We start from the raw sequence: 17,239 nt of genomic DNA, 5'->3' as shown, positions 1-17,239 counted from the left end.
GAGCCGACCATGGCCCGGCACGACGAACCCGCCACCACCGCGAAGAGCCCCGGGCGCGGGCTGAACATCACGCTGTGGGTGCTGCAGGTGCTGCTGGCGCTCTTCTTCGCGGGGGCGAGCGCCTTCCCCAAGCTGACCGGGCACGAGTCGGCGCGGGCCGGCTTCGACCTGATCGGCTACGGCGACTGGTTCATGTACCTCATCGGGGCGCTGGAGCTGGCCGGTGCGATCGGGCTGCTGATCCCGCTGCTGTGCGGGGTGACCGCGATCGCGTTCATCGGGCTGATGATCGGCGCGTTCATCTACGAGACGACGGTGATCCAGGCCGGGTTCTGGTACACCCCGCTGATCCTGCTCGTGCTGTTCGTCTTCATCGCCTGGGGGCGGCGCGACCGCACCGCGGCGCTGCTGGCCCTGGTCACCGGGCGCCGCTGAGCCGCCCCCGCCGGTCCCGGCGCCGCCGCCTCGACCGGCATGGGGCGGCGGCGCCGCCGGGACCGGCGCCTCGGGGCGGAGCGCCGGGCCGCCGCTCAGCCGGTCACCGGGGTGAGCCCGTGCCTGTTCAGGATGGGGAGGATCGGCTGGAAGAAGGTCGTTCCCCCGGACGAGCAGTCGCCGCTGCCGCCGTAGAGGAGGCCCTGGACGTGCCCGGCCGTGTAGTAGACCCCACCCTGGTCGCCGGGCTCGGCGCAGATGTTCGTCCTGGTCAGCCCGATCACGGTGCCGTCGGGGGTGGTGACGGTCTGGTTCTTGGCCTCGATGGTCCCGCAGTGCCAGCCGGTGCCCGCCCCGGTGCGGCAGACCGCCGCCCCGACCGGGGCCTCGTCGGTGCCCTGGACGACCGTGGTCTCGCCGCCCCTGCGGAGCAGCGGGGTGGGGGTCCAGCCGGGGTCGGCCTCCACCAGCAGCACCCCTTCGGTCCGCGATGACCAGGCGACCCGCCCGGTACCGCCGTCGGCCCCGCGGATCCGGTCGCCGGCCTCGCCGCAGGCGTCGTCGGCGAGGAAGCCGGCGGTGACCGCGACGCCGATGACGCACCGGGTTCCGGGGCGGTCGTCGTTGACGAACGGGTCGCCCGCGATGATCTGCGCGGCGGCGTCGGCGGTGCCGTCCGCCGCCGCGGGCTGGGCGAAGGCCAGGGCCGCCGCGAAGGCGGCGCCGAGGAGCGCGAGGCGGCGGAGCGCACCGCCGCGGGGTGCGGGGCGGGCGGCGGAGGGGCGGAGGGCGGCCCAGGAAGGACGGGGGATGTGCGGCATGGCGTTCCTCATCCGGGACGGGGGGACGGGGGACGGAGGAGCGGCGCGGGGACGGCGCGCCGCTCCGGCCGGTACGGCCGCCGGGACCGCGCGGGGCGCGGCCCGGAGAGCCGGCGCCGGAGCGCCGCCTCCCGGGCGGCCGGGGTTCACGCCCCGGACACTAGACGCGCCCGCGGACGCCGTACAGGCCCATCTCCCGGCGCGGGGCACCGGGGACCCGCCCCGGCGTCCTCCGCCGGCGGGTCATCCGGTCGCCGCCGCCACCAGGCCGTGCGGGTCGAGGACGTACTTGGCGGCCGCGCCCCGGTCGAAGTCGCGGTAGCCCTGCGGGGCGTCCTCCAGCGGGATCGGCGTGGCGTTCACCGCCTCGGCGATGGCCACCTTGTCGTGCAGGATCGCCATCATCAGGCCGCGGTGGTACTTCATCACCGGGCACTGGCCGGTGGTGAAGGCGTGCGACTTGGCCCAGCCCAGGCCGATCCGGATGGACAGCGCGCCGACCTTGGCGGCCTCGTCCACCGCCCCCGGGTCGCCGGTCACGTACAGCCCCGGGATGCCGATGGCGCCGCCGGCCCGGGTCAGCTCCATCACCGAGTTGAGCACGGTGGCGGGCGCCTCCCTCCCGGATTCGCCGCCGTGGCCGTGCGCCTCGAAGCCGACCGCGTCGACCGCCGCGTCCACCTCGGGCGTGCCGAGGATCTCCGCGATCTGCTCGCCCGGGTCGCCCTTGGAGACGTCGACCGTCTCGCAGCCGAACGCGCGGGCCTGCGCGAGCCGCTCCGGGTTGAGGTCGCCGACGACCACCACGGCCGCGCCGAGCAGCTGCGCGGAGGCGGCCGCGGCCAGCCCCACCGGCCCGGCCCCGGCGATGTAGACGGTGGAGCCGACGCCGACGCCCGCGCTCACGCAGCCGTGGAACCCGGTCGGGAAGATGTCGGAGAGCATGGTCAGGTCGAGGATCTTGGCCATCGCCCGGTCCCGGTCGGGGAACCTCAGCGCGTTGAAGTCGGCGTAAGGCACCAGCACGTACCGGGCCTGGCCGCCCACCCAGCCGCCCATGTCGACGTAGCCGTAGGCCGAGCCGGGCCGGTCCGGGTTCACGTTCAGGCAGATCCCGGTGGCCCGCTCCTTGCAGTTGCGGCACCGCCCGCAGGCGATGTTGAACGGCACCGACACCAGGTCCCCGACGTCCAGGAACTCCACGTCCGGCCCCTTCTCCACCACCTCCCCGGTGATCTCGTGGCCCAGCACCAGGCCGGCCGGCGCGGTGGTGCGGCCGCGCACCATGTGCTGGTCGCTGCCGCAGATGTTGCTGGCGACCACCTTGAGGATCACCCCGTGGTTCACCTTCCGGCCGACGTTGGCCGGGTTGACGCCGGGGCCGTCCTTGAGCTCGAACTCCGGCATGTCCAGGTCGACCACATCGACCTCGCCCGGGCCCTTGTAGACGACTCCCCTGTTCTCAGGCATGGCCTTCCCTCCTCGGCCGCGCGGCGGCCGCCGGGTTCCCGCCCCCTCCCTCCGCCCTATAACGGACGCCGCACCGTGTCGACCCCCTGCGCGGGAGCAGGCTCCGACCCCCTGCGCCGGGGCGGACTCCGGCCCTCCGCCCGGTCCCCCTGCCCGGTCCCCTGCGCGGGGCCGGCCGGGCCGGTGCCGTGCCCCGCGCGCGGGCGGCCGCGCCCCGATCCGTAGACTTCCGCGAGTCCGCGCTGTTCAGGCGGGCGAGGCGGCCGGCCCTCGGGGCACGGCCGGAGGGATCGAGCAGGAAGTAGTGACGAGATGTCGATCGTGAAGCGGGTCGCCGATTTCGCCGGGCGGTGGTTCGCGGTACTGGTGCTGCTCGGCGCGGTGGCCGGGATGGCCGCCCCGGCGCAGACGGCGCCCATCGCGCCGTACGTCTCCCTGCTGCTCGGGGTCATCATGTTCGGGATGGGGCTGACCATGCGCCCGTCCGACTTCGCGATCGTGGCCAGGCACCCCAAGGCGGTGCTGCTCGGGGTGGCCGCGCAGTACACCGTCATGCCGCTGCTCGGCTTCGGCATCGCCCAGCTGCTGGGCCTGGAGCCGCTGCTGGTGGTCGGGCTGGTCCTGGTGGGCGCGGCGCCCGGCGGAACCGCCTCCAATGTCATCGTTTACCTGGCCCGCGGCGACGTGGCGCTGTCGGTGGCGATGACCTCGATCTCCACCCTGCTGGCGCCGGTGCTCACCCCGCTGCTGGTGCTGGCGCTGGCCGGGTCGACGCTCCCGGTGGACGCCGGCGGCCTGCTGGTGTCGATCCTGCAGGTGGTGCTGGTCCCGGTGGTGGCCGGGCTGGTGGTCCGGGCGGTGGCGGGCCGGCTGGTGGACCGGGTCCTGCCGCTGCTGCCGCTGGTGTCGGTGGGCGGCATCCTCGTGGTGGTCGCCGGGGTGGTCGGCGCCAACGCCGACGCGGTCGCCTCCACCGGCCTGCTGCTGGGGCTGGCCGTCGTCCTGCACAACTCGCTCGGCCTGGGCGTGGGCTACCTGATCGGCCGGGTCGGCGGCCTGCCGGAGTCGGCGCGGCGCGCGGCGAGCATCGAGGTCGGCATGCAGAACTCCGGTCTGGCCGCGGCGCTGGCCACCGCGCACTTCGCTCCGCTCGCCGCGCTGCCGGCCGCGCTCTTCTCCGTCTGGCACAACCTGTCCGGCGCCGCCCTGGCCACCTTCTGGGCCCGCCGCCCGGTCGAGGCGGACGGGACCCCGGAGCCGGCCGGGAAGTGACCCCGGCCCGCCCCAGGGCGATGACCTCGACGCTGCGGCCCCGGCAGAGCGCTCTGCCGGGGCCGCAGCGTCGAGGTCATCGGGAGAGGGGGGCTAGCCCAGCGCGCTCATCACGTGCTTGATCCGGGTGTAGTCCTCCAGGCTGTAGCCGGAGAGGTCCTTGCCGTAGCCGGAGGTCTTGAAGCCGCCGTGCGGCATCTCCGAGGCCAGCGCGCCGTGGGTGTTGAGCCAGACCGCGCCGAAGTCCAGCTCGGTGCTGAGCCGCAGCGCGCGGGCGTGGTCGCGGGTCCACACCGAGGAGGCCAGGCCCTGGTCGACGCCGTTGGCGAGCGCGACCGCCTCCTCCTCGGTGCGGAACGGCTGGACGGTGAGGACCGGGGCGAAGGTCTCGTCCTTGACCAGCTCGTCGTCCTGGCGCAGCCCGGTGACGACGGTGGGCGCGATGAAGTACCCCTGCTCACCGACCCGGTGGCCGCCGGTCTCCACCCGGGCGTGCCCGGGCAGCCGCTCCAGCAGCCCCAGCACCCGCTCGAACTGGGCGGAGTTGTTCAGCGGCCCGAAGTCGGCCTCGGCGTCGGGGAGCAGGCCGGTGCGGAGCTCCGCGGCGCGCGCGGTGAGCTCGGCGACCAGCGCGTCGTGCGCGTCGGCGTGGACCAGCACCCGGCTGGCCGCGGTGCAGTCCTGGCCGGCGTTGAGGAAGCCGCCGGCGAGGATGCCCGCGGCGGCGGCCGGGACGTCGGCGTCGTCGAAGACCACCGCCGGGGCGTTGCCGCCCAGCTCCAGGTGGGGGCGCTTCAGGTCGATCGCGGCGGCCTTGGCGACCTGCACGCCGGCCCGGGTCGACCCGGTCAGCGAGACCAGCTGCGGGACGGGGTGCTCCACCACCAGGCGGCCGGTGTCGCGGTCGCCGGGGAGGACGTTGAGAGCGCCCTCGGGCAGGTGCGGGGCGGCGATCTCGGCCAGCAGCACGGTGGTGGTCGGGGTGGACTCGGCGGGCTTGAGCACCGCGGTGTTGCCCGCGGCCAGGGCCGGGCCGATCTTCCAGACCGCCATCATCAGCGGGTAGTTCCACGGCGTGACCTGGGCGCACACCCCGACCGGCTCGCGGCGGACCCAGGAGGTGTGCCCGTCCAGGTACTCGGCGGCGGAGCGTCCCTCCAGGTGGCGGGCGGCCCCGGCGAAGAACCGCAGGGTGTCCACGCACATCGGGATCTCCTCCTCCAGCATGGAGGAGCGGGGCTTACCGGTCTCCCGGCACTCGGCGTCGGCGAACTCCCCGGCGCGGTCGCGCAGCGCGTCGGCGATGGCCAGCAGTGCGTCCTGGCGCTGCGCCGGGGTCGCCTTGCGCCAGGTGCGGAAGGCGCCGGCGGCGGCCGCCATCGCGGTGTCGACCTCGGCGGGGCCGCTGACCGCCGCGGAGCCGGTGCGCTCCCCGGTGGAGGGGTGGATCAGGTCGAGGGTGCGCCCGCCCTCGGGGAGGACGTGCTTTCCGGCGATGAACGCGGGCAGCGGCGTGTTCGGGTCGGTCATGGTCGCGGTCCTCATCTGGGTCGGGGCGTCGGTTGCGGGGACGGGTCGGGGTGCGCCCGCGGGCCGGGGTGCCGGGCGGCCGCGCCCGGGCCGCTCCGCCCCGGCCGTCCGGGGGCGGGGTCAGTCCCGGTGGGTCGGGGCGAACATGCGCAGCAGGGCCGGGAGCACGACCACGCTCGGGCCGGGGGCGGCCAGCGCGGACTTCAGGTCGCCGGCGAGCCGCTCCACCGTGGTGCGCACCGCGGGGACGCCGAACGCGGTGGCCAGCGCGGTGAAGTCGGGGCGGGCCAGCTCGGTGTGCGAGGCGCTGCCGAAGGCGTCGTTCATGTACTCGCGGAGGATGCCGTAGCCGCCGTCGTCCACGATGAGCCAGGTGACGTCGAGGTCGTGCTGGCGGGCGGTGGCCAGTTCGGCGATGCCGTACATCGCGCCGCCGTCGCCGGAGACCGCTAGCACCGGGCCGTCGTGGCCGGCGGCCGCGCCGAGCGCCGCGGGCAGGCCGTAGCCCAGCCCGCCGGTGCCCTGGGCGCTGTGCACGGCGCCGCCGCGCGGGTCCCAGGCCGACCAGGCCCAGTAGGCGAGGATGGTCATGTCCCAGTAGGAGGGGGCGCCGTCCGGCAGGGCGTCGCGCACCGCCGCGAGCACCCGCTGCTCGGTGTCCAGGTCCTGGCCGGCCAGCCGGGCCGCGACCTTTCCCTTGACCTCGGCGGCCTCGGCCTCGGCCCGGGCCGAGCGCTCCCGGGCGGCGACCCGGTCGGCCAGCGCCTCCAGGGCGGCCGCCGCGTCGGCGTGCACCGCCAGCGCGGGGATGTTGGACTCCAGCTTGCCCAGGTCGGCCTCGATCTGCACGACCCGGCCGCGCGGCGCCATGGTGTGGTAGTTGCTGGACAGCTCGCCGAGTCCGGAGCCGACCACCAGCAGCACGTCGGCCGATTCCAGGTAGTCGGTGGTGTGCCGGTCCTCCAGCCAGGACTGCAGCGACAGCGGGTGCTCCCAGGGGAAGGCGTCCTTGCCGCCGAAGGTGCAGGCGACCGGGGCCTGGAGCCGCTCGGCCAGGCGGAGCAGCGCCCCCTGGGCGCCGGCGCGGGACACCCCGCCGCCGGCCAGTACCGCGGGGCGGCGGGCGGCGTCGAGCAGCCGGACGGCCTCCTCGACCAGTTCCGGGCGGGGCTCCAGCGGCGCCGGGGTGCCGTCGACGCCGCCGGGGGCGACCTCCGGCACGTCGGTGGGGGCCAGCAGCACGTCCTGGGGGATCTCCACCCAGACCGGGCCTGCGGGGGCGGCCGCGGCGCTGCGCCAGGCCGCCTCGATCGCCGAGGGGATCTGCCCGGCGCGGCGCACGGTGTGCACCGATTTCACCACGCCGCGGGCGACCCCGGGCTGGTCGGGCAGCTCGTGCAGGAAGCCCTTGCGGGCGCCGCCCAGCCCCTCGGTGGGGATCTGGCTGCTGATGCAGAGCACGGGGGCGGAGGCCGCGGCGGACTCCTGCAGCGAGGCCAGGGTGAGCAGGGCGCCCGGGCCGGTGGAGACCAGCAGCGGGGTGACCTGCCCGGTCAGCCGGGCGTGGCCGTCGGCGGCGAACGCGGCGTTGTTCTCCACCCGGCTGGAGACGAACCGCACCTCGGGCCGGGCCTGCAGGGCGTCGAACAGGCCGAGGGCGTGCTGCCCGGGGATGCCGAAGGCGGTCCGGGCGCCGAGCGCGATGAGCGTCTCGACGGCCAGGTCGCCGCCGTTGCGGGGTCGGGTCACGGTGGTCGTCCGCCTTTCGGGTGGAGGTGTGGCCGGGGCGGCCGCGCCGGTGCCGGGCGGCCGGGACCGCGCGGCGCGGGGCCGCGCGGTCGCGTGCTCGTCGCCCGGGTCAGGCGCCCTTGTTCAGCGCCAGGACGCTGACCAGGTCGTAGGCGACGTGCGAGGCGGCGGTGGCGGTGATCTGGGCGTGGTCGTAGGCCGGGGCGACCTCCACCACGTCGGCGCCGACCAGGTTGCAGCCGGACAGCCCGCGCAGGATCTCCAGCAGTTCGCGGCTGGTCAGGCCGCCGGCCTCCGGGGTGCCGGTGCCGGGGGCGTGCGCCGGGTCGAGGACGTCGATGTCCACCGAGACGTACAGCGGCCGGTTCCCGATCCGCTGGCGGAGCGCGTCGGTGATCTCGTCGACGCCCTTGCGCATCACGTCGGCGGAGGTGACGATGCCGAAGCCGAAGCGGCGGTCGTCCTCCAGGTCCTTCTTTCCGTAGAGCGGGCCGCGGGTGCCGACGTGGCTGATCGCCTCGGTGTCCAGGATGCCCTCCTCCACGGCGCGGCGGAACGGGGTGCCGTGGGTGTAGGGCTCGCCGAAGTAGGTGTCCCAGGTGTCCAGGTGCGCGTCGAAGTGGAGCATCGCGATCGGGCCGTGCTGGGCGTGCAGCGCGCGCAGCAGCGGCAGCGCGATGGTGTGGTCGCCGCCGAGGGTGACCAGCCGGGTGCCGGCCCGGGCGAACCCGGTGGCGGCCTCCTGGACGGTCTCCACCGCGTCGCCGATGGAGAAGGGGTTGACCGCGATGTCGCCGCCGTCGGCCACCTGCACCTCGGCGAAGGGGGACACGTCCAGGCCGGGGTTGTAGGGGCGGAGCAGGCGGCTGGCCTCGCGGATGGAGGAGGGGCCGAAGCGGGCGCCGGGCCGGTAGGAGACGCCGGTGTCGAACGGCACGCCGACGACCGCGATCCCGGCGTGGTCGACCTGGTCCAGCCTGGGCAGCCGGGCGAAGGTGGCCGGGCCGGCGAACCGGGGGACGCGGCTGGAGTCGGTGGGGCCGATCGGTGCGGACATCGCTGTCATCGCCTTTCTGTCGGGGCCCGGCCCCGGGGGCCGGGGCGGGGCGTGCGGGCGGTCCGGGCCTGCGGCCCGGACGGGGGTGGGGGGAAGGGGTCAGTCGGCGGCGGGCACGGGGGCGGCGCCGTCCTCGGGCTCGGGCGCCGTCTCCTCGCCGCGGACCCGGCGCTGCCAGGCGGCGAGCACCGCGGGGTCGGTGGGCCTGGTGGCGAGGCTGACCGCGACGTAGACGACCAGCGCCACGCCCAGGCCGTAGTAGATGGGCTCGTTGGCGGTCATGCCCTTGGCGACCATGGTGGCGATGACGGTGACCGAGCCGGCCAGCATCGAGGCGAGCGCGCCGGTGCGGTTGCCGCGCTTCCACACCAGCCCGCCGAGGATGGCCACCAGCAGGCCGCCGACCAGGATGTTGTAGGCCACGGTGAGGCCCGCGACCACGTCGTCGACCAGCAGCGACACCCCGATCGAGGCGACGCCCAGGACGAGGGTGAAGATCCGGTTGGAGGCGACCTCGTCGGCGGGCCCGCCCTCGTGGCCGGCCTCGGCGCCGTCGCGGGCCCACAGCCGGCGCAGCTGCGGCCACAGGTCGGTGGAGGTCACCGCGGAGCAGGCGATCAGGGCGCCGCTGGCGGTGGACATCACCGCGGACAGCGCGGCGGCGAGCACCAGGCCGGCCAGGCCGACGGGCAGGGTGTCGGAGACCATCAGGGTGAACGCGTCGTCGGGGTTGGCCAGGTCCGGGAAGAGCACCGCGGCGGCGGTGCCGATCAGCGCGCCGGCCACCGCGTAGACCAGGCAGTAGACGCCGGCGCCGAGGCCGCCGCCGGTGACGGTGCGGTCGTTGCGCCCGGTGAACACGCGCTGCCAGATGTCCTGCCCGATGAGGATGCCCAGGGCGTAGATGAGGAAGTAGGTGGCGATGGTGCCGCCGCCGATGGCGAACGGCTCGAAGTGGGCGTCGCCGAGCGCCTCGTGCATGCCGGAGAACCCGCCGGCGTGCCAGACGGCGACCGGGGTGAGGATGAGCAGCAGGCCGATCGTCTTGATCACGAACTGCGCCATGTCGGTCATGGTCACCGACCACATGCCGCCGAGGGCGGAGTAGCCGACCACGATCGCGCCGCCGAGGATGATCGCCGCGGTGCGCGGCATGTCGAACAGGCCGCTGAACACGGTGGAGAAGGCCAGCGTGGAGGGGACCGTGAGCATGAAGGTGTAGCCCCACATGACCAGCCCGGACACCGCGCGGGAGTTGCCGCCGTAGCGCAGGTCCAGCATCTCGGCGACGGTGTAGACCTTCAGCCGGGAGATGCGGCGGGCGAAGAAGGCGTGCAGCAGGATGATCCCGATGCCGATCGCGCCGACCATCCAGGCGCCGGAGAGGCCGTAGGTGTAGCCGAGGCCGATGCCCCCGATGGTGGAGGCGCCGCCCAGGACGACGGCGGCCATCGTGCCGGAGTACATCACCACGCCGAGCCGGCGCCCGGCGACCAGGTAGTCGGAGCGGTTCCGGGTGCGGCGCATGCCCCACCAGCCGAGTCCGACCATGCCGCACAGGTACAGCGCGACCACCGCGACGTCGATCGTCATGGGTGCTCCTTGCTCGCGGGGGCGGGGGACCGAGGGTGGCCCGGATGACCCGCCCCAGAGGCGCAGGTCACCCGATCTCTGCACGTTAAGACGGCATAAGCCGTCCTGTAACTGGATGTTCAGTACAGTCGGGGCGCGTTCTCCGTACTTTTCGCACCGCCGGGGCACCCGGGCGCGCCCCGCCGAAACCCGGCGGAAACAGCGCGGCGGCAGAGCGCCGGGCCCCGGCGGCCCGGGGCCGGTACCGCGCGGAGCAGGTCGACCGCGCCCCCTGCCTGGAGGATCATGGGGCCGGGCGGGTTCCCGGCCGGGGCGGGGGCCGCGAGCCGAGGGAGAGGAGGGCCGCCCGTGCGCGAGGACGACCGCCGGAGCATTCCGCTGCAGAGCTGCAGAGCCTGCTCGACCGGCGCGACCTGGGGCTGCGGCCGATCGTGCTGCCGCCCGGCCCCGATCCGCGGATCCGCTGGGCGGCGGTGAGCGAGCTGCGCGACCCCGCCCCCTACCTGGACGGCGGCGAGCTGGTGCTGACCGCCGGGGTGAACATGTCCACCTCCCCCGAGGAGCTGGAGCGCTTCGTCCGGGTGCTGGTCGACGCGGGGGCCGGCGCCCTCGGGTTCGGGGTGACCCCGGTCTTCGACGAGGTCCCGGCCGCCCTGGTGCAGCGGTGCGGCGAGCACGGGCTGGCGCTGGTGGAGGTCGCCCGGGAGACGCCGTTCGTCGCGGTCGGCCGCGCCGTCGGCGAGCTGCTGGAGGCCCGGCACGTGGAGGCGATGCGCCGGCTGAGCGAGGCGCACCGCGCCCTGGTCCGCTCGGTGACCGCGCCCGCCCCGGCCGAGCGGGTGCTCGGCACCCTCTCCGGGGCGCTGGACTGCTGGTCGGTGCTGCTCGGCGGCTCCGGCGAGGCGGCGCGCTCCGGGGCGCACCCGCCGCTCCGCGGCGAGGTCTCCGAGCTGGCGGCCCGGCTGCGCGAGCCGCGCGGCCCGCGCAGCGCCAAGTCCCGGCTGGGCTCGGACGAGGTGTTCCTGCACGCGGTCGGCGGGCGGAGCCGCGAGGTGCTGGTCGTCGGCCGGCCCGACGCGCTGACCGCCACCGACCGCGCGGTGCTGGGCACCGCCGTGGCGCTGCTCGGGCTGCTCTCCCGGGACGGCGACGGCCGGTCCGCGGCCGGTCCGCTGCTCTGCCGGCTGCTGCTGGACGGCGGCCCGGCGCCGGGCGCGGAGCTGGCCGCGCTGCTGGCCCCGCCGCCGGGGGCGGACTCCGCCGACGCCGACCGGGGGGCGGTCGGGGAGGGCGCGGACGGCGGGTTCCGGGTGCTCTACGCGGCCCGGTCCGGCCGGCGGCCGGCCGCCGCCGCGGAGGCCGCCGCGCTGCTGGGCAGCGAGGTGGTCGAAGCGGGCCGGGACCGGCTGCGCGCGGTCGTCGGCGGGGCCGGCGGCGAGGAGGACCGCGCCGACCTGCTGGACGCGCTGCACAAGCGCGGCTGGCTCGGTGCGCTGAGCCGCGCCGCCCCGCCGGAGGAGCTGGCGGCGGCCGCCCGGGAGGCGGAGGCGCTGCTGGTCCGGGCGCGCGCCGCGGACCGCCCGCTGCTCGCCCGGGAGCGGGCCGACCCGTTCGACGCACTGTTCCCCGAGGCCGCGGCGCGGGACGCGGCCGAGCGGGTGCTGGGCGCCCTGGCCGCCGACACCCCCGATGCGGCGGTGCTCCGCGCGACGCTGCACGCCTGGCTGGCGCGGAACGGCAACTGGGACCGGACCGCCGCCGACCTCGGCGCGCACCGCAACAGCGTGCGCTACCGGATCGGCCGGATCGAGCGCGACCTGGGCATCGACCTGTCCGACCCGGAGCAGCGGATGCGCATGTGGTTCGCCCTGACCAGGCGCTGACCCCGAGCGGGGGCCGGGCCTGCCGGGGCGGGCGGCCCCGCCGGCGCCGTCAGGTTCCGGCGGGCTCGGCGTGGCGGCGGGCGGCGGTGACGGCCAGGCCGATGACGCGGCGGGTGAGGGTCTCCGGGGTCTCCTCGGGGTGGGCGAGGAGCCAGTCGGTGAGGGAGTCGGCGGCGCCCGCGGCGATGTGCGCGAGGATCTCGGCGTCGGTCTCGGAGACCAGGCCGCCCTCCGCGGAGCGGGTCGAGGAGACGACCAGCGCGGTGATCTCCTCCATCACCCGGCAGCGGACCTGGAAGACCTCGGTGGAGAAGGGCTGCCCCTCGGTGCGGGCCTGCTGGTAGAGGACGATCCAGCTCTCCCTGTTGTCCGCGACGAACTGGAAGAAGGCCTGGAGCCCGGCCCACAGCCGCTGCTCGGGGGCGGCGTCCGGTTCGACGGCGGCGCGCACCGCCTCCAGCAGCCGGTCGGCCTCGCGGTGGATGCAGGCGGTGAAGACGCCCTCCTTGGAGCCGAAGTAGATGTAGACCATCGGCTTGGAGATCCCGGCCGCCTCGGCGATCTCCTCGACGCCGGCAGAGTGGTACCCGCTTCGGGAGAAGACCCGGATCGCGGCGTCGATCATCTGCTGCTCGCGAACCTCCCGCGGCAGCCGCGTCTGCTTCGTGCTCACGGCTCCCGACCCTATCGACCCGGCCGGGCCGCGCCGTCCGGGGAGGCGTCCGCCGGCGGGTCCCGCGGCGCCCCGGCGCGGCCGGTCCGGGCAGGCCCGGACGGGTGCGCGCGCGAATGCGCTCCGTATCGGACGGTTGGCCGGATCCGGACACTTTGCACCTCTTGCCGGGGAATCGCGGTACAGGCCCGGCTTCCGCGCCGCCCGCCCGGGGTGTGCACGCTGCGTAAGGGCCGTGTTGCGGCGCGCAGCGCCGCCCTATAGTCGCCAAGCGTTCACCGAACGTCGGTGACCCGGAGGCCCGACCCACAAGAGCGGGCCTTCGGACGGCGCCCGCCGTCCGTCGCACCGGACGGCGCCCCGACCGCTCGACCGTTCGCTTCTTCCACCCGCTAGGAGCAAGGCAGTGCGGAAATCCCCCTACATCTCCTTCCTCGGCGCATCGGCCCTGGCACTGGGCATGATCGCCGCGTCCCCCGCCGCGGCCTCCGCAGACGAGGCCGCCGACACCTCCCCCGCCGAGGCGCTCGCCTCCGGCCTGGACATGTCCGCCTCGCAGGCGGCCGACCTGCTCGACGCCGAGGCCGAGGCGCGCGGCACCGAGGCCGAGGCCCGCGAGGCCGCGGGCGGCTCCTTCGCCGGCGCCGTCTTCGACGCCGAGTCCCAGGTCCTGACCGTCTCGGTCACCGACGCCGCGGCGGCCGAGGCCGTCGAGGCCACCGGTGCCGAGACCCGCGTCGTCGAGGCCTCCGAGGACGAGCTGGACTCGGCCGTGTCCGACCTCAACGCCGAGGAGTCCTCGCTGGGCTCCGCGATCGAGGGGGTCACCGGCTGGTACGTCGACCCCGCCGCCAACGAGGTGGTGGTGACGGTGCTCGACGGCGAGACCGCGGCCGCCGAGACGCTGCTGGACGAGGCCGGCGTCGACGGCGTGCCGGTCCGCATCGACGAGGGCGCCGAGCAGCCCGAGACCTTCGGCGACATCGTCGGCGGCAACGCCTACTACCCGGGCGGCAGCCGCTGCTCGATCGGGTTCTCGGTGCAGGGCGGCTTCGCGACCGCCGGGCACTGCGGCTCCCAGGGCACCCGGGTCACCGGCGGCGCCGGCGAGAGCGGCACCGTGGCCGGCTCCATCTTCCCCGGCCGCGACATGGGCTGGGTGCGGGTGAACTCCGGCTGGAACCCCAGCCCGTACGTGAACAACTACAGCGGCGGGCGGGTGCTGGTCACCGGCAGCCAGGAGGCCTCCGTGGGCGCCTCCATCTGCCGCTCCGGCTCCACCACCGGCTGGCACTGCGGCACCATCCAGGCGAAGAACCAGACGGTGCGCTACCCGCAGGGCACGGTGAACGGCCTGACCCGCACCAACGTCTGCGCCGAGCCCGGCGACTCCGGCGGCTCCTGGATCAGCGGCAGCCAGGCCCAGGGCGTGACCTCCGGCGGCAGCGGCAACTGCTCCACCGGCGGCACCACCTTCTACCAGCCGATCAACCCGATCCTCAGCCAGTGGGGCCTCACCCTGACCACCGGCTGACCTCCTCCTGAGCTCCTCTCCGCTCACCGCTCCGATCGAGGCGGGCGGCGGCCCTGCGCGGGCCGCCGCCCGTCCGCGTTTTCCCTGCCGCCTCTGGTGACCGACCGGTTGGTCTTGTTAGGCTCGCGCTCACCCCGGGCCGGCGGCGGCCGCTGGGCACCGCCGGCCTCCTCGAAGAACTGCGCGGGAGCCGTCCATGAGCACAACCGTCCGGGCCGCACTCTTCACCGCCGTCGGAGCGCCTCCCCGCATCGAGCGGGTCTCGCTGCCCGACCCCGGTCCCGGGCAGGTGCTGGTCCGGCTCTCGGCGGCCGGGGTGTGCCACTCCGACCTGTCGCTGTCCGACGGGACGCTCCCCCAGCCGCTGCCCGCCGTCCTCGGCCACGAGGGCGCCGGCACCGTGGACGCGGTCGGCCCCGGCGTCGAGCACGTCTCCCCCGGCGACCGGGTGGTGCTCAACTGGGCGCCGCCCTGCCGCTCCTGCTGGTTCTGCGAGCAGGGCGAGCCCTACCTGTGCGAGCGCTCCGGCGAGGCCGCGCTGGCCCCCTACGCCGAGCTCGCCGACGGCACCCCGGTCTACGCCGGCCTGGGCACCGGCGCGTTCGCCGAGGCCACCGTCGTCCCGGCGCGCGCCGTGGTGCCGCTGCCGGAGGGGGTGGACCCGGGCGCCGCCGCGCTTCTCGGCTGCGCGGTGCTCACCGGCTGGGGCGCGGTGGCCAACTCCGCCCGGGTGCGGGCCGGGGAGTCGGTCGCGGTGGTCGGGCTGGGCGGCGTGGGCCTGGCGGTGCTGCAGGCCGCCCGGCTGGCCGGGGCCGGCCCGGTGGTGGCGGTGGACGCCTCGCCCGCCAAAGAGCGGCTCGCCCTGAAACTGGGCGCCTCGCACTTCGTCCCGGCCGGGGAGAAGAGCGCGAAGGAGGTGCGGGCGCTGACCGGCGGGCGCGGCGCCGACCACGCGTTCGAGGTGGTGGGCTCCTCCGCCGCGATCCGCAGCGCGTGGGCGATGACCCGCCGCGGCGGCACCACCACCGTCGTCGGCGTCGGCGCCAAGGACGACTCCGTCTCCTTCGGCGCCCTGGAGCTCTTCCACTTCGCCCGCACGCTGCGCGGCTGCGTGTACGGCTCCTGCGACCCCGAGCGCGACGTCCCGGTGCTGGCCGGGCACGTCCGCGACGGCGGCATCGACCTCGCCGGGATGGTCACCGACGAGATCGCCCTGGACGGCCTGCCCGACGCCTTCGCGCGGATGCGCGGCGGGCGGGGCGGCAGGTCGCTGATCCGCTTCGACTGACCCCGGCGGCCCTCCCCGGCGGCACCTCTCCCCGCGGCCCTCCGCCCCCCGAACCGTCATCCGGCGTCCAGCACCCCCTTCGGCCCCCGCCGGCGCCTCCCCGGACGGGAGGGCCCGCGGACAGTCGGAAAGGAATCCGATGCACGAAGCCCCGATCGCCCGCCCCGTCCGCTCCCTCACCGCCGTCACCAACCGCCTGCTCCACCGCGGCAGCCCCTACGAGATGGAGATCGCCGAGATCAACGGGGTGCCCACCCGGGTGTGGCGGAACGCCGACCCGACGCTGCGCACCGCGCTGGAGAGGAGCCCCTCCTACGGCGACGCCCCCGCCCTGGTCTACGGCGACGAGCGCCTCGGCCACGCCGACTTCTACCGGCACGCCGCCACCATGGCGCACCGGATGGCCTCGGAGTACCGGATCGGCAAGGGCGACCGGGTGGCCCTGGCGCTGCGCAACTACCCCGAATGGGTGATCGCCTACTACGCGGCCGCCGCGCTCGGCGCGATCCTGGTGCCGCTGAACGCCTGGTGGACCGCGTCGGAGCTGGAGTACGGGCTGTCCGACAGCGGCTCCTCGCTGCTGGTGGCCGACGGGGAGCGGATCGCCGCGCTCGGCGAGGCCCCCCGGCGGCTGGGGATCCCGGTGATCGCCGTGCGCACCCCGGACCCGCTGCCGGAGGGGGCGCGCGCCTGGCGGGACGTGCTCGGCGAGGTGGCGGAGGACGTCCGGCTGCCCGACGCGGATTTGGCCCCCGACGACCCGGCCAACATCTTCTACACCTCCGGCACCACCGGCCGCCCCAAGGGCGCGGTCGGCTCGCACCGGAACATGGTCTCCAACCACCTCTCCGCCGACTACGCGCGGATGCGCACGCTGATGCGGCTGGGCCTGGACATGGGCGACGCGCAGGCGTTCCTGGAGGCGGTCTCCTCCCCCGTCGTGCTCTGCGCCGTCCCGCTGTTCCACACCACGGGCGCGCAGTCGGTGATGCACCCGACCCTGGCCAAGGGCGGCGCGCTGGTGCTGATGTACAAGTGGGACCCGGAGGAGGCGCTCCGGCTGATCGAGCGGGAGCGGGTCGCCGCGATCACCGCGGTGCCGGCGATGATCGCGCAGATGCTCGCCTCGCCGAGGCTCGGCGAGCACGACCTGACCAGCCTGATGACGCTGGCCAGCGGCGGCGCTCCGGCGCCCCCGGCGCTGGTGTCGCGGGCCCGGGCCGGGCTGCACGACCTGATGCTGGGGCAGGGCTACGGGCTCACCGAGTCCTCGGCGACCGCGACGGTCAACGGCGGCAGCGACTACCTGCTGCGCCCGGACAGCGCGGGCCTGCCGGTGGCGGTGGTGGACGTCAGGATCGTCGGCGCCGGCGGCGAGGAGCTGCCGCCCGGCGAGGTCGGCGAGGTGTGGATCAACGGCCCGGGGATCGTGCACGGCTACTGGAACCGCCCGGAGGCGACCGCGGCGGCGTTCACCGACGGCTGGCTGCACACCGGCGACCTGGGCCGGCTGGACGAGGACGGCTTCCTCTACATCGTGGACCGGGCCAAGGACATGATCATCCGCGGCGGGGAGAACGTGTACTGCGCCGAGGTGGAGGCGGCGGTGCACGAGCACCCCGCGGTGGCCGAGGTGGCGGTGGTGGGCGTGCCGCACGAGGTCTACGGCGAGGAGGTGGGCGCGGTGGTCCGGGCGCTGCCCGGGTCCGCGCTGGCCGAGGAGGACCTGCGCGCGTTCCTCGACGGCCGGCTGGCCGCCTTCAAGATCCCGGCGCACATCCGGATCGCCGAGGGCGACCTGCCCCGCAACGCCGCGGGCAAGCTGCTGAAGAACCGGGTCAAGCGGGACCACGGCTGGCTGGAGGAGGCCGGCGGCGCCCCGGCCTCGGGCTGACCGGGCCCGTTCCCGGCGGCACTCCCCTCCTGGGGGGTGC

Annotated in this window: 13 protein-coding genes; 6 read left to right on the top strand and 7 right to left on the bottom strand. The window is 75.7% G+C overall.

Annotated features, from left to right (window positions below):
- Positions 1 to 9: 9 nt before the first annotated feature.
- Entirely contained in the window at positions 10 to 435 is a 426-nt protein-coding gene (locus tag D459_RS0120515) for a DoxX family protein (protein WP_017594881.1), read from the top strand.
- Between the two features lie 95 nt (positions 436 to 530).
- Here the strand turns inward: D459_RS0120515 and D459_RS0120510 are convergent, their stop codons facing one another.
- Both D459_RS0120510 and fdhA read right to left on the bottom strand, forming a co-directional pair.
- Positions 531 to 1,256: a S1 family peptidase gene (locus D459_RS0120510; RefSeq protein WP_017594880.1), complete on the bottom strand. Its 726-nt coding sequence runs from the start codon at positions 1,254 to 1,256 to the stop codon at positions 531 to 533.
- A 243-nt stretch (positions 1,257 to 1,499) separates the two neighbouring features.
- Positions 1,500 to 2,726, bottom strand: a complete 1,227-nt coding sequence (fdhA, locus tag D459_RS0120505) for a formaldehyde dehydrogenase, glutathione-independent (RefSeq protein ID WP_017594879.1) — start codon at positions 2,724 to 2,726, stop codon at positions 1,500 to 1,502.
- A gap of 312 nt (positions 2,727 to 3,038) precedes the next feature.
- Here fdhA and D459_RS0120500 point away from each other — a divergent pair, with 312 nt between their 5' ends.
- Positions 3,039 to 3,998, top strand: coding sequence for a bile acid:sodium symporter family protein (locus D459_RS0120500; RefSeq protein WP_017594878.1), 960 nt, complete (start codon positions 3,039 to 3,041; stop codon positions 3,996 to 3,998).
- A gap of 93 nt (positions 3,999 to 4,091) precedes the next feature.
- Here the strand turns inward: D459_RS0120500 and D459_RS0120495 are convergent, their stop codons facing one another.
- From D459_RS0120495 to D459_RS0120480, 4 genes are all read right to left on the bottom strand, one after another.
- Positions 4,092 to 5,528, bottom strand: coding sequence for an aminobutyraldehyde dehydrogenase (locus D459_RS0120495; RefSeq protein WP_017594877.1), 1,437 nt, complete (start codon positions 5,526 to 5,528; stop codon positions 4,092 to 4,094).
- Between the two features lie 120 nt (positions 5,529 to 5,648).
- Entirely contained in the window at positions 5,649 to 7,277 is a 1,629-nt protein-coding gene (locus tag D459_RS0120490; protein ID WP_017594876.1) for a thiamine pyrophosphate-binding protein, read from the bottom strand.
- Between the two features lie 109 nt (positions 7,278 to 7,386).
- Positions 7,387 to 8,334, bottom strand: coding sequence for an agmatinase (gene speB, locus D459_RS0120485; RefSeq protein ID WP_017594875.1), 948 nt, complete (start codon positions 8,332 to 8,334; stop codon positions 7,387 to 7,389).
- 99 nt (positions 8,335 to 8,433) lie between these two features.
- On the bottom strand, positions 8,434 to 9,927 hold the full coding sequence (locus tag D459_RS0120480; protein WP_017594874.1) for a sodium:solute symporter: 1,494 nt from the start codon (positions 9,925 to 9,927) through the stop codon (positions 8,434 to 8,436).
- A 431-nt stretch (positions 9,928 to 10,358) separates the two neighbouring features.
- On the opposite strand from D459_RS0120480, the gene D459_RS0120475 reads away from it, so the two are divergent.
- Positions 10,359 to 11,810 (top strand): PucR family transcriptional regulator ligand-binding domain-containing protein, encoded by a 1,452-nt coding sequence (locus D459_RS0120475; protein ID WP_017594873.1) that lies wholly within the window; start codon positions 10,359 to 10,361, stop codon positions 11,808 to 11,810.
- 49 nt (positions 11,811 to 11,859) lie between these two features.
- Here D459_RS0120475 and D459_RS0120470 read toward each other — a convergent pair whose 3' ends face one another.
- Positions 11,860 to 12,483 (bottom strand): TetR/AcrR family transcriptional regulator, encoded by a 624-nt coding sequence (locus D459_RS0120470; protein WP_020380270.1) that lies wholly within the window; start codon positions 12,481 to 12,483, stop codon positions 11,860 to 11,862.
- 406 nt (positions 12,484 to 12,889) lie between these two features.
- On the opposite strand from D459_RS0120470, the gene D459_RS0120465 reads away from it, so the two are divergent.
- From D459_RS0120465 to D459_RS0120455, 3 genes are all read left to right on the top strand, one after another.
- Positions 12,890 to 14,017 carry a S1 family peptidase gene (locus tag D459_RS0120465; protein WP_017594871.1) on the top strand — a complete coding sequence of 376 codons (1,128 nt, stop codon included), beginning with the start codon at positions 12,890 to 12,892 and terminating at the stop codon, positions 14,015 to 14,017.
- A 196-nt stretch (positions 14,018 to 14,213) separates the two neighbouring features.
- Positions 14,214 to 15,305 (top strand): alcohol dehydrogenase catalytic domain-containing protein, encoded by a 1,092-nt coding sequence (locus tag D459_RS0120460; protein WP_017594870.1) that lies wholly within the window; start codon positions 14,214 to 14,216, stop codon positions 15,303 to 15,305.
- Between the two features lie 139 nt (positions 15,306 to 15,444).
- Positions 15,445 to 17,199, top strand: coding sequence for an AMP-binding protein (locus D459_RS0120455; RefSeq protein WP_017594869.1), 1,755 nt, complete (start codon positions 15,445 to 15,447; stop codon positions 17,197 to 17,199).
- The last annotated feature ends 40 nt before the right edge of the window (positions 17,200 to 17,239 follow it).

Source organism: Nocardiopsis potens DSM 45234 (assembly GCF_000341105.1).
In the GTDB taxonomy this organism is placed as follows: domain Bacteria; phylum Actinomycetota; class Actinomycetes; order Streptosporangiales; family Streptosporangiaceae; genus Nocardiopsis_A; species Nocardiopsis_A potens.
Note: the sequence above shows the minus strand (reverse complement) of the source record. Positions and strands in the feature narration are given on the sequence as shown.

Coding starts and splice junctions, on each gene's coding strand:
- D459_RS0120515 (WP_017594881.1), top strand. CDS start 10: ATGGCCCGGCACGACGAACCCGCCACCACCGCGAAGAGCCCCGGGCGC.
- D459_RS0120510 (WP_017594880.1), bottom strand. CDS start 1,256: ATGCCGCACATCCCCCGTCCTTCCTGGGCCGCCCTCCGCCCCTCCGCC.
- fdhA (WP_017594879.1), bottom strand. CDS start 2,726: ATGCCTGAGAACAGGGGAGTCGTCTACAAGGGCCCGGGCGAGGTCGAT.
- D459_RS0120500 (WP_017594878.1), top strand. CDS start 3,039: ATGTCGATCGTGAAGCGGGTCGCCGATTTCGCCGGGCGGTGGTTCGCG.
- D459_RS0120495 (WP_017594877.1), bottom strand. CDS start 5,528: ATGACCGACCCGAACACGCCGCTGCCCGCGTTCATCGCCGGAAAGCAC.
- speB (WP_017594875.1), bottom strand. CDS start 8,334: ATGTCCGCACCGATCGGCCCCACCGACTCCAGCCGCGTCCCCCGGTTC.
- D459_RS0120480 (WP_017594874.1), bottom strand. CDS start 9,927: ATGACGATCGACGTCGCGGTGGTCGCGCTGTACCTGTGCGGCATGGTC.
- D459_RS0120460 (WP_017594870.1), top strand. CDS start 14,214: ATGAGCACAACCGTCCGGGCCGCACTCTTCACCGCCGTCGGAGCGCCT.
- D459_RS0120455 (WP_017594869.1), top strand. CDS start 15,445: ATGCACGAAGCCCCGATCGCCCGCCCCGTCCGCTCCCTCACCGCCGTC.